12 protein-coding genes are annotated in these 14,663 nt (G+C 72.9%); 7 read left to right on the forward strand and 5 right to left on the reverse strand.

Annotated features, from left to right (window positions below; translation table 11 throughout):
- Positions 1–17 precede the first annotated feature (17 nt).
- A complete protein-coding gene (locus ACIP4P_RS01850; protein WP_400913691.1) occupies positions 18–1,355 on the reverse strand; it encodes an NAD(P)/FAD-dependent oxidoreductase in 1,338 nt (445 codons plus the stop codon).
- A 146-nt stretch (positions 1,356–1,501) separates the two neighbouring features.
- Positions 1,502–3,100, reverse strand: coding sequence for a PucR family transcriptional regulator (locus ACIP4P_RS01855; protein ID WP_400913693.1), 1,599 nt, complete (start codon positions 3,098–3,100; stop codon positions 1,502–1,504).
- Between the two features lie 129 nt (positions 3,101–3,229).
- Here ACIP4P_RS01855 and ACIP4P_RS01860 point away from each other — a divergent pair, with 129 nt between their 5' ends.
- The 6 genes from ACIP4P_RS01860 to ACIP4P_RS01885 all read left to right on the forward strand — a co-directional run bounded on the left by ACIP4P_RS01860 (position 3,230) and on the right by ACIP4P_RS01885 (position 10,252).
- Positions 3,230–4,309, forward strand: coding sequence for an ABC transporter ATP-binding protein (locus tag ACIP4P_RS01860; protein WP_400913695.1), 1,080 nt, complete (start codon positions 3,230–3,232; stop codon positions 4,307–4,309).
- Positions 4,310–4,393: 84 nt separating this feature from the next.
- Positions 4,394–5,596 carry an ABC transporter substrate-binding protein gene (locus ACIP4P_RS01865; RefSeq protein WP_350510861.1) on the forward strand — a complete coding sequence of 401 codons (1,203 nt, stop codon included), beginning with the start codon at positions 4,394–4,396 and terminating at the stop codon, positions 5,594–5,596.
- A 3-nt stretch (positions 5,597–5,599) separates the two neighbouring features.
- A complete protein-coding gene (locus ACIP4P_RS01870; RefSeq protein WP_400913699.1) occupies positions 5,600–6,496 on the forward strand; it encodes an ABC transporter permease in 897 nt (298 codons plus the stop codon).
- A 13-nt stretch (positions 6,497–6,509) separates the two neighbouring features.
- A complete protein-coding gene (locus tag ACIP4P_RS01875) occupies positions 6,510–7,322 on the forward strand; it encodes an ABC transporter permease (RefSeq protein WP_400913702.1) in 813 nt (270 codons plus the stop codon).
- A gap of 371 nt (positions 7,323–7,693) precedes the next feature.
- Positions 7,694–9,625: a putative Ig domain-containing protein gene (locus ACIP4P_RS01880; protein WP_400913704.1), complete on the forward strand. Its 1,932-nt coding sequence runs from the start codon at positions 7,694–7,696 to the stop codon at positions 9,623–9,625.
- Positions 9,626–9,799: 174 nt separating this feature from the next.
- The gene (locus ACIP4P_RS01885) at positions 9,800–10,252 is read left to right on the forward strand and encodes a hypothetical protein (RefSeq protein WP_400913706.1); all 453 of its coding nucleotides are present in this window, start codon (positions 9,800–9,802) and stop codon (positions 10,250–10,252) included.
- 53 nt (positions 10,253–10,305) lie between these two features.
- On the opposite strand, the gene ACIP4P_RS01890 is transcribed toward ACIP4P_RS01885, so the two are convergent.
- Both ACIP4P_RS01890 and ACIP4P_RS01895 read right to left on the reverse strand, forming a co-directional pair.
- The gene (locus tag ACIP4P_RS01890; RefSeq protein WP_400913707.1) at positions 10,306–11,940 is read right to left on the reverse strand and encodes an ABC-F family ATP-binding cassette domain-containing protein; all 1,635 of its coding nucleotides are present in this window, start codon (positions 11,938–11,940) and stop codon (positions 10,306–10,308) included.
- Positions 11,941–12,189: 249 nt separating this feature from the next.
- A complete protein-coding gene (locus ACIP4P_RS01895) occupies positions 12,190–13,293 on the reverse strand; it encodes an alpha/beta fold hydrolase (RefSeq protein ID WP_400913709.1) in 1,104 nt (367 codons plus the stop codon).
- A gap of 175 nt (positions 13,294–13,468) precedes the next feature.
- On the opposite strand from ACIP4P_RS01895, the gene ACIP4P_RS01900 reads away from it, so the two are divergent.
- Complete coding sequence (locus tag ACIP4P_RS01900) at positions 13,469–14,017, forward strand: CGNR zinc finger domain-containing protein (RefSeq protein WP_400913710.1); 549 nt, start codon at positions 13,469–13,471, stop codon at positions 14,015–14,017.
- 100 nt (positions 14,018–14,117) lie between these two features.
- Here the strand turns inward: ACIP4P_RS01900 and ACIP4P_RS01905 are convergent, their stop codons facing one another.
- Positions 14,118–14,549, reverse strand: coding sequence for an Ohr family peroxiredoxin (locus ACIP4P_RS01905; RefSeq protein ID WP_350510853.1), 432 nt, complete (start codon positions 14,547–14,549; stop codon positions 14,118–14,120).
- Positions 14,550–14,663 lie beyond the last annotated feature (114 nt).

Genomic DNA, 14,663 nt, shown 5'->3' on the forward strand with positions numbered 1-14,663 from the left:
CGTGCGGTGCGTCGTGATCACCGGTGCCGGAACACGGCGGCGAGCACACCGGGCCGGGCGAGCTCCGCCGGGGAGCCGGTCAGGCTGACGGCGTTCCAGACGGCGGTGGCGACCCGGGCGTCCTCGGCCGCGGCGCGCATGGTGGCCCGGAAGGACGTCGCCAGCAGCCGGGCCAGGGCGGGGTGGGTGCCCGGGACCTGCGGCATGGACCGGTCGGCCATGGTGGAGAACAGCCAGGGGAGCCGCACCGCCCGCGCGGTCTCGCGGTAGAACCGGCGGGGCAGGCCCGCCGGACCGTCGTGGAGGCACCTCCGCAGCGCCTTCGCCTCCAGGGCGGCGACCGTCATGCCCGCCCCGTAGATCGGGTTGAGGCTGCACACCGCGTCCCCGATGGAGATCAGGCCCTCGGGGAGCCGGCGCAGCCGGTGGAAGTCCCGGCGGACGGCGGCCGGGTAGCCGAAGGAGGAGATCCCGGTGATCGGTTCGGCCGTCCGGAGCGCGGCCCGGGTGTCGGCGGGGAGCAGGTCCGCCGCGAAGTCGAGGAAGCGCTCCGGCGCGGTCGGCGGGTGGTGGTCCTTGCCGAAGCCGTAGAGCGAGAGCACCCAGGCGTCGTTCTCCTGCTGGGTGAGCACGGCGCCGCGCGGGCGGGCCTGGGTCGCCCCGATCAGCACGCCCCTGGCCGGGCCCAGGGTGCCCGGGGTGACCTGGTAGCGGCGGCTGGCGTAGGCGACGTCGACGTGTAGCCGGGCCGCGGAGGGCGCCCGGTAACCCAGGGAGGTGAGCCAGGCCGCGCCCCGGCCCGCGCGGCCCATCGCGTCCACGACGAGGTCCGCGTCGACGGCCTCGACGGAGTCGGGTTCGCCGGGACGGGCCAGCCGGACCCCGCTCACCCCGGCCGGACCGGTGGCGATCGGTGCGGTGGCCTCCAGCCCCGACCGCAGGCTGACGCCGGGCAGTGCGAGGACCCGCGTGCGCAGCCGGTCCTCCAGGAAGGGGCGGCTGACCTGGAGCACCCGGCCGAGCGGGACCTGACGCAGGCGCGAGCCGAAGAACACGATGTCGAGCTCGTCCAGCGCCCCGGCCAACGTGCCGCCCCCGGCCGCCAGTTCGGCGGTGAAGCCCGGGAAGAACTCGTCCAGGACCTGCGCCCCGCCCGGCGTGAGCGAATGGACGTGCGCCCCCTGAGGGACTCCGCGCCGGACATCGGAGGTCTCCGGGAAGGTGTCCCGTTCGACCACGGTGACGCGCTCGAAGAACCCGGAGAGCGCCCGGGCGGCACAGAGGCCGCCGATGCCCGCACCCAGGACGAGCGCGTGGCCGGTGCCGCGGTGACCACGGCTGGGCGCTGGATTCACGGTCGGCTCCGATCGCTTGCTGGGGGCCGTCGAGCGGGCGCGCCCACCTTCCCACCCGGCTTCCGGCCCGCACCAGCACGCTGTCACTCGTACGGGTGACGGTGGACGGCCCGGCTCACCCGATCGGCCGTCAGCCGGGGTCGCCGTCAGTCGGTGTGCGGGACGGTGGCCGGCTGGCGCTCCGGGTAGGCGGCGAGCAGCGCCAGCCAGAGCTGGAAGCGGTCCTGCAGCGACTGCAGCGACCGTCCGGTGAGCCGCTCGATCTGGTCCAGCCGGTAGCGGACGGTGTTGCGGTGGACGTACAGCCGGTCCGCGACCGCCTGGACCGAGCAGTCCGCGGCCAGGTAGGCGTGCAGGGTGGTGACCAGGTCGGCGCGGTTGGCCCGGTCGAAGCGGGTGAGCGGGCGCAGCACCTCGTCTGCCAGCTCCTTGAGCGGGAGGTCCGGGGTGGACAGCAGCAGCCGCGGCAGGTTGAGCGGGTCGCCACCGTGCACCCCGGGGCCCTTGGTGAGGGCGGCCTGCGCCTCGAACCAGCTCCGGCGCAGGCCGTCCACGCCCCGGTAGCAGCCGCCGATCCCGACCGAGGCCCCGGTGTCCAGGCCGGAGAGGGCGGCGCCGAACCGCCGGGCCGGCTCGTCCACCGGGACGGACTGCGGGAGCACCGCCACCAGGTACCGGTCGACCACGGCGGTGAGCACCGGTTCGGGGGAGTCCGGTCGGCCCGCGGACTGCCAGGACAGCCGGGCCAGCCGGGTCAGGCGCTGCTCGGCCTCCGGGCGGCCGTCCCGACGCCCGTCGCCGGGACGGTCCCCCGAGCGCTCGGCCTCCGGCGTCAGCCGGCCCAGGACGATCCGGTGGGCGCCCTTGGGGTCCAGCCCGAACGCGGCGAGCCGGCGTTCGGCGGCGGCCGGCGCGATCACGTCCCGCACGATGTCCTCGACGACCTGGCCGACCAGCTCCCGCCGTCCGGCCAGGTAGGCCTGACGGCGGGCCAGTTCCAGCCCGACCAGTCGGACGGCGTACGGCAGCACGTCCGCCGCCGGGCCCGCCGAGCGCAGGCACAGGTACGCCGTGACCACCCCGTCGACCCGCACCGGCAGTCGCACGGCCCCGGCGCCGCCGACTCCGTCCCCGGCCGGCCCGGGCTCCTGCCACTCCGGGACGGCCGGCTCCGGGACGGCCGGCTCCGGCGCCGCCCGCTCCGGCACGGTGGCCAGCACCACGCCGTGCCGGTCCACCACGGCGACCTCGGAGCCGCACGCGCGCCGCAGCACCCGCAGCAGGGCGGGCAGTCCCTCGCCGCTCGACAACGCCTGCACCAGCAGGTCGTGCTGGTCGACCAGCCGCCGCTGCGCACTGTGGTCCTCGGCCGTGACCCGCTCGGCGACCAGCCGGTTCACCGCGATGAACGGCGTCTCGTACGGCACCTCCAGCACCGCCAGGCCGAGCCGCTCGGCCTCGGCCACCGTCGCCCGCGGCACGGTGGGGTGGCTCAGCCCGGTGCCGAAGCCGATCGCCGAGGCGCCGGCGGCCGCCACCCGCCGGACGAAGGCGGTCTGGGCCTCGGCGGTGCGCTGCCGCAGGCCGGTGGTGAGCAGCAGCTCGCCGCCCGTCATCCAACCGGTGGGGTCGGCGAGTTCGGTCACCGCGACCCAGCGCACCACGCGTTCGACCCCGGCCGTGCCGGTGCACAGTCGCAGGCCGAGGCCCTCTTCCCCAAGCAGATCGCGCAGCGTCACCGGCATGCGCCGGACTGTAGCGCCGCACAATGCGGGGACGGAAGACCGTGCAGGCGTCCATAGCCGGACGGGGGGATTCCTCCCTACTGTTCCGAGCGAACCGATCGTGATCACCGAACCGAAGGGCCACCGGAGTTGAAGCCGGAGTTGAAGAGCGACGACCGTCCGCCCCGACCGGATCCGGCGCCCGGCGCGGTCCGGCTCGAAGGGCTGGCGAAGACCTTCGACGGCGGCCGGGTCCGGGCGGTCGACGGCGTGGACCTGGAGATCGGCGAGGGCGAGTTCTTCGCGATGCTCGGCCCGTCCGGCTCCGGGAAGACCACGGTGCTGCGCATGATCGCGGGCTTCGAGGAGCCGAGCTCCGGCCGGATCCTGCTCGGCGGCGCCGACGTCACCGGGCGTCCGCCGTTCGACCGGGACGTCAACACGGTGTTCCAGGACTACGCGCTGTTCCCGCACATGACGGTCGAACAGAACGTCGGCTACGGCCTGATGGTCCGCAGGGTGCCCAGGGCCGAGCGGGCCGAGCGGGTGCGGGCGGCGCTCGCGATGGTCCGGCTGGACGGCTTCGAGCGCCGACGCCCGTCCCAGCTCTCCGGCGGCCAGCGCCAACGGGTCGCGCTGGCCAGGGCGTTGGTGAACCGCCCGAAGGTGCTGCTGCTGGACGAGCCGCTCGGCGCGCTGGACCTCAAGCTCCGGCACGAGATGCAGGCGGAGCTCAAGCGGATCCAGCGCGAGGTCGGGATCACCTTCGTCTTCGTCACCCACGACCAGGACGAGGCCCTGACCATGAGCGACCGGGTGGCGGTGTTCAACGCGGGGCGGATCGAGCAGGTCGGCTCGCCCGCCGACGTGTACGAGCGCCCGGCCACCGCCTTCGTGGCCGGTTTCGTCGGCACCTCCAACCTGCTGGAGGGCGCGGCCGCCGAGCAGGTCGTCGGCGCGGCCGGGCTGTTCAGCGTGCGCCCGGAGAAGATCCGGATAGCGCACCCGGACGACCCGGCCGGTCCGGACGAGCTCTCGGCCACCGGCCGGGTCGCCGAGGTGGTCTACGCGGGCGGCCACACCCGCTTCCTGGTGGACCTGGAGGCCGGCGGCCGGTTGACCGCCGTCCGGCAGAACCTCGACGAGGGCTCGGCCGACGTGCTGCGCCACCGCGGCACCGACGTCGTGCTGGCCTGGCAGCGCAAGCACACCGTCCGCGTCGGCTCCTGACGCACCCCCACCCCCCCTGCACGGACGCACCTCCCCTCCACAGACGCGCCCCTACTCCCGCCACTCCACGAAGGAACAGCTCCCATGCGCCTCCCCAAGATCGCCCGCACCGCGGCCGCCGCCGGCGCCGCCGTCCTGCTCGCCGCGGGGTGCGGCAGCGGCGGTGGCTCGACCGGCACGGCCGGCGGTCACGGCCTGAACCCGCCGAAGCTGCCGATGCTCCAGTCCCTGGGCACCGGCGAGGGCCAGGTGAACCTGGTCGCCTGGGCCGGCTACGCCGAGGACGGCTCGGACGACAAGTCCGTGGACTGGATCCACCCGTTCGAGCAGCAGACCGGCTGCAAGGTCAACGCGAAGATCGCCGGCACCTCGGACGAGATGGTCTCGCTGATGAAGACCGGCCAGTACGACGCCGTCTCCGCCTCCGGCGACGCCACCCTGCGGCTGATCGCGGCGGGCGACGTCGCGCCGGTCAACACCACGCTGGTCCCGAACTACGCGGACGTCTTCGACGGGCTGAAGAACCAGCCGTGGAACTCCGTGAACGGCCAGATGTACGGCATCCCGCACGGCCGCGGCGCCAACCTGCTGATGTACCGCACCGACAAGGTCACCCCCGCGCCGGACTCCTGGCGGGTGGTCTTCGAGGGCGCGTCCGCCTATGCCGGTCACGTCACCGCCTACGACTCGCCGATCTCCGTCGCCGACGCGGCGCTGTACCTGATGAAGACCAGGCCGGAGCTCGGCATCAAGAACCCCTACGCCCTGGACGAGACCCAACTCAAGGCCGCCGTCGACCTGTTGAAGCTCCAGCACAAGTCGGTCGGCGAGTACTGGAGCGACTTCCAGAAGGCGGAGAACTCCTTCAAGACCGGTGACACCGTGGTCGGCACCAGCTGGCAGGTGATCGCCAACATGGCGCAGGCCGACAAGGCGCCGGTCCAGGCGGTGCTGCCGAAGGAGGGCGCGACCGGCTGGTCGGACACCTGGATGGTGTCGGCGAAGGCCGCCCACCCCAACTGCGCCTACCAGTGGATGAACTGGATCGTCTCGCCGAAGGCCAACGCCCAGGTCGCCCAGTGGTTCGGCGAGGCCCCGGCCAACTCCAAGGCCTGCGACCAGACCACGGACAAGAACTTCTGCAGCACCTTCCACGCCACCGACGAGGCCTACTGGAAGGACGTCTACTACTGGACCACCCCGGTCAAGAGCTGCCTGGACGGCCGCACGGTGGCCTGCACCGACTACGCCGCCTGGACCGCCGCCTGGACCGAGATCAAGGGCTGACCGATGGCGACCGAAGCGGCCGCCCCGCCGCGCCGGCGGGGCGGCGTGCGGCGTGCGGCCGCCGTCCTGCACCGGCACGCCGGGCTGCGGCTGGCGCTGCTGCTGTCCGCGCCGATGGCCTGGCTGGTGCTCGCCTACCTGGGCTCGCTGGCCGTGCTGCTGATATCGGCCTTCTGGGCGGTCGACGACTTCACCTACGACGTCGTCCGGGTCTGGAACACCGCCAACTTCCACACCGTCCTCACCGAACCGGTCTACCGGACGATCGCCCTGCGCACCCTCGGGATCGCCGCCGCGGTCACCGTGATCGACGCCGTGGTGGCCTTCCCGATGGCCTTCTACATGGCCCGGATCGCCCGGCCGCGCACCCGCCGGCTGCTGGTGGTCGCGGTGCTGACCCCGCTCTGGGCCAGCTACCTGGTCAAGGCGTACGCCTGGCGGGTCATCCTCGGCCAGGGCGGCGTGCTCGACTGGGCGGGTCGGCCGTTCGGGCTCTCCAGCCCCGGGTACGGCACGACGGCGGTGATCGTGGTGCTCGCCTACCTGTGGCTGCCGTACATGATCCTGCCGGTCTACGCCGGGCTGGAGAACCTGCCGGCCAACCTGCTCGACGCCTCGGCCGACCTCGGTGCCTCCGCCGGGCGGACCTTCCGCTCGGTGGTCCTCCCGCAGGTGCTGCCCGCGGTGTTCGCCGGTTCGGTGTTCACCTTCTCGCTGAGCCTGGGCGACTACATCACCGTGCGGCTGGTCGGCGGCAAGACCCAGGTGCTGGGCACCGCGATCGCCGACAACGTGACGCTCAACCTGCCGCTGGCGGCCGCGCTGTCCTGCGTGCCGGTGCTGCTGATCGTCGGCTACCTGCTCGCCGTGCGCCGCACCGGCGCCCTGGACTCCCTCTAGGAGGTCGAACACCGTGATCCTCTCCCGCCGTGCCCGGTTCGCGCTGCGCGCGGCCACGGCCGCCGGCCTCGCCGTGGTGTACCTGCCGCTGCTGCTGGTGCTGCTCAACTCGCTGAACCGGGACCGCTCCTTCGCCTGGCCGCCGACCGGGCTGACCACCGAGTGGTGGGTGCGGGCCTGGGAGTCCGAGGGCGCCCGCGACGCGCTGGCCGCCTCGCTGAAGGCGGGGGCGGGGGCCACCGCGGTGGCCCTGGTGCTGGGCACCATGACGGCCTTCGCCGTGCAGCGGTACCGGTTCTTCGGCCGGCAGGCGGTCTCCTTCCTGGTGATCCTGCCGATCGCGCTGCCCGGCATCGTCACCGGCATCGCGCTCAACGCCGCGTTCCGCACCGTGCTGGGCCCGGCGGGCGTCGGCTTCGGCCTGCTCACCGTGGTCGTCGGACACGCCACCTTCTGCATCGTGGTGGTCTTCAACAACGTGGTGGCCAGACTGCGCCGGATGTCCCCCTCGGCCGAGGAGGCCTCGGCGGACCTCGGCGCCCACACCTTCCAGACCTTCCGGTACGTCACCTTCCCGGCGGTCCGGTCGGCCCTGCTGGCGGGCGCGCTGCTGGCCTTCGCGCTCTCCTTCGACGAGATCGTGGTGACCACCTTCACCGCCGGCCCCGGCATCCGGACGCTGCCGCTCTGGATCTACGACAACCTGGCGCGGCCCAACCAGGCGCCGGTGGTCAACGTGGTCGCGGCGGTCCTGGTGCTGCTCTCGGTCGTCCCGGTGTACCTGGCCCAGCGGCTGTCCGCCGACACCGGCGGCGGCCGGCTGTAGGGCCGGTCCTCGTTCATGACGGAATGGTGAAGGCGCGACTTTTCATCGAATCTCGAAATTCCGAAACAGTCTTCTGACTCGCATTCAGTGAATGCGGAGGGCGCTTCCACGGCGTTCCGGCGAGGCCTCCACCTGCCGGAACGCCGCTCTTAATGTTTCCTTACCCGCGGCCGTTGACCTGCGTTCATCAAACCTGCTTTCCTTCATGCCCAGCAGGCACCCCCACCGAAAGACCGTCAATTCCGGTTGCCCGGAAGAAACGACCGGATTCGACGCCCGGTGGAATGGACCTGTCTCCCTTCCCCACAAAGGGATCGTTCGTCGGCCCCCAGCCGCCGGGCGATCGGTAACGAGAGAGGCACCCTCACCCCATGGGTCACTCCCGCAGAACGCGGCGTGCGAAGTACGCGGCGCTGACCGGCATCGCGTCCCTCGCCCTCGCCGCCGCCGGCCTCGCCGGCGCGGCCGCACCGGCCTCCGCGCAGTCCATCTCCAGCTCCTCCGGCAGCAGCGCCCCGGAGACCAACCCCTGGAGCCCGCAGAACGGCCACCCGTACCGCCACGGTGCGGTCCCGGGGACCGAGCAGCACGAGAACTACAAGAAGTGGGCGGCGGAGCACGCCGTCGCGGCGGCCACCGGCCAGCAGACGCTGTCCTACGGCGGCGGAGTCGACGGCATCGGCGTGCAGAGCGGTCACTCCAAGGTCTACCTGGTGTTCTACGGCAACCAGTGGGGCACCCAGTCGACCGACGCCAACGGCAACGCCAAGTTCTCCGGCGACTCGGCCGGCGCGGCCGGGGCCACCCAGCAGATGTTCAAGGGCATCGGCACCAACGGCGAGACCTGGTCGGCCGACCTGACCCAGTGGTGCGACGGCCCCAACGTCGCCACCGGCGCGGTCAGCTGCCCGTCCAACGCCAACTTCATCCCGTACCAGACCGGCGGTGTGCTCTCCGGCGTCTGGTACGACAACGCGGCCGCCTCGCCCGCCCAGGCCAGCGGCAACCAGCTCGCCCAGGAGGCCGTCAGCGCGGCCGGCCACTTCGGCAACACCACGGCCGCCGCCAACCGCGACGCGTACTACATCATCCTGTCGCCGCACGGCACCAACCCGGACGACTACCAGAACCCCACCACCGGGTACTGCGCCTGGCACGACTGGAACGGCGACACCACCCTCACCGGTGGCGCGGCGAGCTCGCCCTACGGCGACGTCGCCTTCTCCAACCAGCCGTACAACGTCGACCAGGGCAGCACCTGCGGCGTCGGCTTCGTCAACTCGCCCGGCACGCTGGACGGCTACACGATGACCCTCGGCCACGAGTGGCACGAGATGATGTCGGACCAGAACCCGGCCGGCGGCTGGACCAACCACGTGGCCGGCAGCTCCTACCTCAACCAGGAGAACTCGGACGAGTGCGCCTGGCTCCAGCCCGGCACGACCGGCGGCGCCGCGAACATCTCCTTCGGCTCCTACGGCACCTACGCCGAGCAGGCCAGCTGGTCGAACGACACCAACTCCTGCGCGATCTCGCACGCCATCCTGACCCACGGCAACCCGGGCAACACGGTCACCGTCACCAGCCCGGGCAACCAGTCCGGCACCGTCGGCACCGCGGCCAGCCTCCAGGTCAGCGCGAGTGACTCGGCCTCCGGCCAGACCCTGAGCTACGCGGCCACCGGCCTGCCGGCCGGCCTGTCGATCAACTCCTCGACCGGTCTGATCTCCGGCACCCCGACCACCGCGGGCAGCAGCAGCGTCACGGTCACCGTCACCGACTCCACCGGCGCCAGCGGTAGCGCCTCCTTCACCTGGGCCGTCGCGGGCTCCGGCGGTGGTGGCACCTGCGCCAAGCCCGGCCAGCTGCTCGGCAACCCCGGCTTCGAGACCGGCAGCGCCGCGCCCTGGACCGCCACCTCCGGCGTGATCGACAACAGCTCCTCCGAGCCCGCCCACAGCGGCAGCTGGAAGGCCTGGCTGGACGGCTACGGCGCCCCGCACACCGACACCCTGAGCCAGACCGTCACCGTCCCGGCCAACTGCAAGGCCAGCTTCTCCTTCTGGGTCCACGTCGACACGGCCAAGACCTCGACCACGGCCGACGACACCCTGACCGTCCAGGCCGGCTCCACCACCCTGGCCACCTACTCCAACCTCGACGCCGGCAACGGCTACGTCCAGAAGACCTTCGACCTGTCGAGCTTCGCGGGCAAGTCCGTGACCGTGAAGTTCACCGGTACCGAGAACGGCAACGGCCAGACCAGCTTCGTCATCGACGACACCGCCCTCAACGCCTCCTGAGGTAGCGCGCACGTCGAAAGCACGTCGTACGTCAGCACGTTGAACGCACCGGGGTGGGCCTTCGGGCCCGCCCCGGTGTGTTCTTCCGGTTCCGGGGGGCCTGCCCGGGGGATCCGATCCGACCTCCGCCGCGTCCAACCGGTACCCCTGGCACCTCGGCCCCAAGGAAGCACCGTGACCCTTCGCAGACCTGCCGCCCTCGCCCTGAGTTGCGCCGCCGCCCTGCTGGCCCTGGCCGGCTGCGGCTCGACCGGTGGTACGTCGACGGCCGAGTCCGCCACCGCCCTGGTGGTGAGCCGGCCGGCCCCGGTGACCGCCGACGAACACGCCGACCGCACCACGGTGAAGGCGGTCGTCGGCGCGACCGTCTCGGTCGAACTGCACAGCACCTACTGGTCCGCCGCCACCAGCTCCGCCCCCGACGTGGTCACCGCGACCGGCGCCCCGACCACCACGCCGGCCCCGTCCTGCCGCCCGGGCGGCGGCTGCGGTACCGTCACCACCACCTTCACCGCCCACAAGGCCGGGACGGTGCACCTCACCGCCTCCCGCAGCGTCTGCGGCGAGGCCCTCAGCTGCGCGCCGGACCAGCGGGTCTACGACGTCACGATCGAGGTCACCGGCTGAGACCCGGGCGCTCGGCCGCCCGTCGCCCCTCCGGAGGGGCGACGGGCGGCGGCTCACAGCTCCGGGGCCCCGGTCTCCGTCAACTCGCCGTCCGCCAGCCGTAGCCACCGGTCGACGCCGATCCCGGCCAGGAAGCGCTCGTCGTGGCTGACCACCAGGAACGCCCCCTGGTAGGAGTCGAGGGCGCCCTCCAACTGCCCGACGCTGACCAGGTCCAGATTGTTGGTCGGCTCGTCCAGCAGCAGCAGTTGGGGCGCGGGCTCCGCGCACAGCACGCAGGCCAGCGTGGCGCGCAGCCGCTCGCCGCCGGACAGCGCCCGGACCGGCAGGTGGGCCCGGGCGCCGCGGAAGAGGAAGCGGGCGAGCAGGTTCATCCGCTCGGCCTCGGGGCGTTCCGGCGCCGCCGCGGCGAAGTTCTCCGCGACGGTGCGGTCCTCGTCCAGCAGGTCCAGCCGCTGGGAGAGGTAGGCCACCCGGCCGTCGGCGCGCCTGACCTGTCCGTCGTCCGGGGCGAGGTCCCCGACGAGCAGCCGCAGCAGGGTGGTCTTCCCGGCCCCGTTGGCACCGGACAGGGCGATCCGCTCCGGGCCCCGGACGGTCAGGTCGATCCCGCCGTCGGCGAACAGCGGGGTGCCGTCGCGCAGCACCTGGAGCCGTTCGCCGATGAAGAGGTCCCGCCCGCTGGGCACCTTGGTCCCGGTGAGGTCCAGGGTGAGGCGCTGCTCGTCGCGCACCGCGCGCCCGGCCTCGTCGAGCCGGGCCCGGGCCTCGTCGACCCGGGCGGCGTGCACCTGGCCGGAGCGCCCGGCGGACTCCTGGGCGCCGCGCTTCATGTTCCCGGCGAAGATCCGGGGCAGCCCGGCGCTCTTGAGGTTGCGGGCCGCGTTTCCGGCCCGGCGCTCGGCGCGTTCGCGGGCCTGCTGCAGCTCCCGCTTCTCCCGCTTCAACTCCTGTTCGGCGGTGCGGACATTCTTCTCCGCGACCTCCCGCTCGGCCTGCACGGCCTGCTCGTACGCCGTGAAGTCGCCCCCGTAGAGGCGCAGTTCATGGCTGTCGAGCTCGGCGATGCGGTGCATCCGGTCGAGCAGGGCGCGGTCGTGGCTGACCACCAGCAGGCAGCCGGTGAAGTCCTCCAGGGCGTCGTGCAGCCGGCGGCGGGCCTCGACGTCGAGGTTGTTGGTGGGTTCGTCGAGCAGCAGCACGTCCGGCCGCCTGAGCAGCTGGGCGGCGAGGCCCAGTCGGACGATCTGACCGCCGCTGAGGGTGCCCAGCCCCCGGTCGAGCCCGAGCCCGCCGAGGCCGAGGCGTTCGAGCTGGGCGAGGGAGCGCTCCTCGATGTCCCAGTCCTCGCCGATGGTGGTGAAGTGCTCCTCGGCGACGTCGCCGGACTCCACGGCGTCGATCGCCCGGATCACCGCGGCCACGCCGAGCACCTCGGCGACCGTGAGCCCGGCCGTCAGCGGGAGGTCCTGGGGGAGGTAGCCGGCCGTGCCGCCGATCGTCACCGACCCGGCGGACGGGCGCAGTTGACCGGCGATCAGCTTGAGCAGGGTGCTCTTGCCCGAGCCGTTGGGCGCGACCAGGCCGGTGCGGCCGGTGCCGACGGTGAAGGAGAGGTCCTGGAAGACGGGGGTGTCGTCGGGCCAGGAGAAGGACAGCTGGGAACAGACGATGGACGCGAAGGACATGGAACGACCCGGGAGTTGGGCGGGCGGAGACGAGTCCGGCCCGAAAGAGACAGGGGGACTGGGTAGGACGACTCGGACCGCTGCACTGGGTGCCCTGCACCCGCAACGGCCTTCAAGCCCGGGATTCACCCGGAGATGTCGTCGTCACCCGCCATGTCTGCTGCACTCCTCGATAGGGGTAGGTCGATCGTCAGCGTAGCAGTCCGTCTTCTCCGGGGCCTCCCATTAATGAACGGACGGCGGTCGGCGTCACAGACGGTCCGCGTCGACGACGGCCTGGGCGAAGGAAGTCGGCGCCTCCTGCGGCAGGTTGTGGCCGACGCCGGGCAGCGCCCGGTGCTCGTACGGACCGGTGAACATGGCGCGGTAGGAGGAGCCGTCGCCGGGGGCCGCGGTGAACGGGTCCAGCACCGGGTCGAGGGTGATCGTCGGCACGCCGATGGTCGGCTTGCGGGCCAGTAGGTGCTCGTCGTGGTCGTAGCGGCGCTCGCCGTCGGCGATGCTCAGCCGCCAGCGGTAGTTGTGGATCACGATCGCGGCGTAGTCGGGGTTCTCGAAGGCGGCCTCGGTGCGCTCGAAGGTGGCGTCGTCGAAGTGCCAGGTGGGGGAGACGGTCTGCCAGACGAACCGGGTCAGGTCGTGCCGCAGCCGCTGGTCGTGCATCGCCCGTTCACCGCGCTCGGTGGCGAAGTAGAACTGGTACCACCAGGTGCGCTCGGCGGCCGGGGCGAGCGGGATCCGCTGGGCGTCCCGGTTGGTGACCAGGTAACCGCCCACCGACACCAGGGCCTTGACCCGCTCGGGCCACAGTGCCGCCAGGATGTCGCCGGTCCGCGCGCCCCAGTCGAACCCGGCCACCACCGCGCGGTCGATCCGCAGCGCGTCCAGCAGTGCGAGGACGTCCCGCGCGATGGCCGCCTGCTGCCCGTTGCGGGCGGTCCGCGACGAGCGGAAGCGGGTGGAGCCGTGACCGCGCAGGTAGGGGACGATCACCCGGTAGCCGAGGTCGGCCAGCAGCGGGGCGACGTCCACGAAGCTGTGGATGTCGTACGGCCAGCCGTGCAGGCAGAGCACCACCGGGCCGTCCGCAGGGCCCAGTTCGGCGTAGCCGACGTCGAGCACCCCGGCGGTGACCTGCTTCAGCGCCGGGAAGGAGGTGTGGGTGCCGGGGGCGATGCTGGGCACCACCGGAGCCGGGCCGGAGTGGGACGGGCCGGAGCGGGCGGGGCCGGAGCGGGCGGGGCCGGAGCGGGCCGGCGTGGCGCCGGCGACGCCGGAGAGGCCGGTCAGCGAGAGGGCGGCCGCGCCGGCGCCGAGCCCGAGGGACTTGTGGAAGCCACGCCTGTCGATCATGAGTTGCCTTCCGGAGCTGGGAGGACCGGCTCGGGAGGCCGAGCCGGGCAGGACGTTACTGGTCTGGACAGTGATGGAGACGGTGGCTCGACGGGGATGCGCGAAGACGGAGCAGGACGGAGCGGGGTACCGGGCATTGCGCCCCGAGGCGGTGACCGGTCAGTATGGTGACGTGATGCACGCCTTCCCCTGCGGGACCCTGCCCCTCGACTTCGTCGGCACGCTGCGCGCCCGGCGCAACGCCGCACCGCTGGAGAAGCTGGCCTCGCCCGCACAGCTGGACGCCTGGTTCGTGGAGTCCGGGATGCTGGACAGCGCGCCCGGCGCCGACGGGACCGACGTCGACATCGCGGTGGACCTGCGCGAGGCGATCTACTCGCTGGTCGCCGCCCGGCTCGACGGGCAGCCGATGCCGCCCCGGGCGATCGCCGAACTGAACCGGCACGCGGCCGGGTTGCCGGTCACAGTGCGGCTGCAGGCCACCGGTGCGACCCGGAGCGGATCCGTGTCCCAGGGCCTCGCCGCACTCGCCCGGGAGGCCGTCGGGATCCTCGGCGGCGACGACGCCGCCCTGCTCCGCGAGTGCTCCCGACCGGAGTGCACCCAGGTCTACCTCGACCGTTCGCGCGGCCACCGGCGGGAGTGGTGCGCCATGCGGACCTGCGGCAACCGGGTCAAGGCCGCCAGCTACCGCGCGCGCCAGCACGGCAGCGCCGAGGGCTGACGCCGAAGACCGAGGCCGAGCGCGGCTTCCCCGAACCCCCGTCCTGGTCGCTGTCGCGACGGCAGGGCGGGGGTTCGGCGTTCCCGGGGGTCCACCGGCCTCAGCCGAGCAGTGCGGTGGCCTTGACCGTCACCGGGATGTTGCCCCGGGTCGCCTTGGAGTACGGGCAGATCCGGTGCGCCGCCTCGCCCAGCTCGGTGGCCGTCTCCTGGTCCACCCCGCCCAGTTCGAGGTGGAGCGCGGCGCTGAGGCCGAACTCCCCGTCGTCGCCGTGGGTCAGCGTCGTCTCGACCGCGATCGAGGTGCTGCCGAGCCGGACCCCGCGCTCGGCGGCGGCGCGGCGGACGGCGCCCAGGAAGCAGGCGCCCCAGCCGGCCGCGAGGAGCTGCTCCGGGTTGGTGGCCCCACCGGCGCCGCCCAGCTCCGCGGGGATGGCGAGCGAGGTGGTCAGGTTGCCGTCGCTGGAGGCGACGTGCCCGCCGTTGCGGCCCTCGCCCGTCACGATGACCGTTCCGGTGTAGCTGACTGCCATGGCTGTGCCTCCTGATGAGTGTCCGTCTGGATGTCCGTTCGGTGAGCCGCTGTCGGCGTCACCGGTCTAACTGGTGATGAGTATTGGCGGGTTCCCGGGGGCCGTCAAGGAGCC

The organism is Kitasatospora sp. NPDC089509 (assembly GCF_044749365.1).
Classification (GTDB): domain Bacteria; phylum Actinomycetota; class Actinomycetes; order Streptomycetales; family Streptomycetaceae; genus Kitasatospora.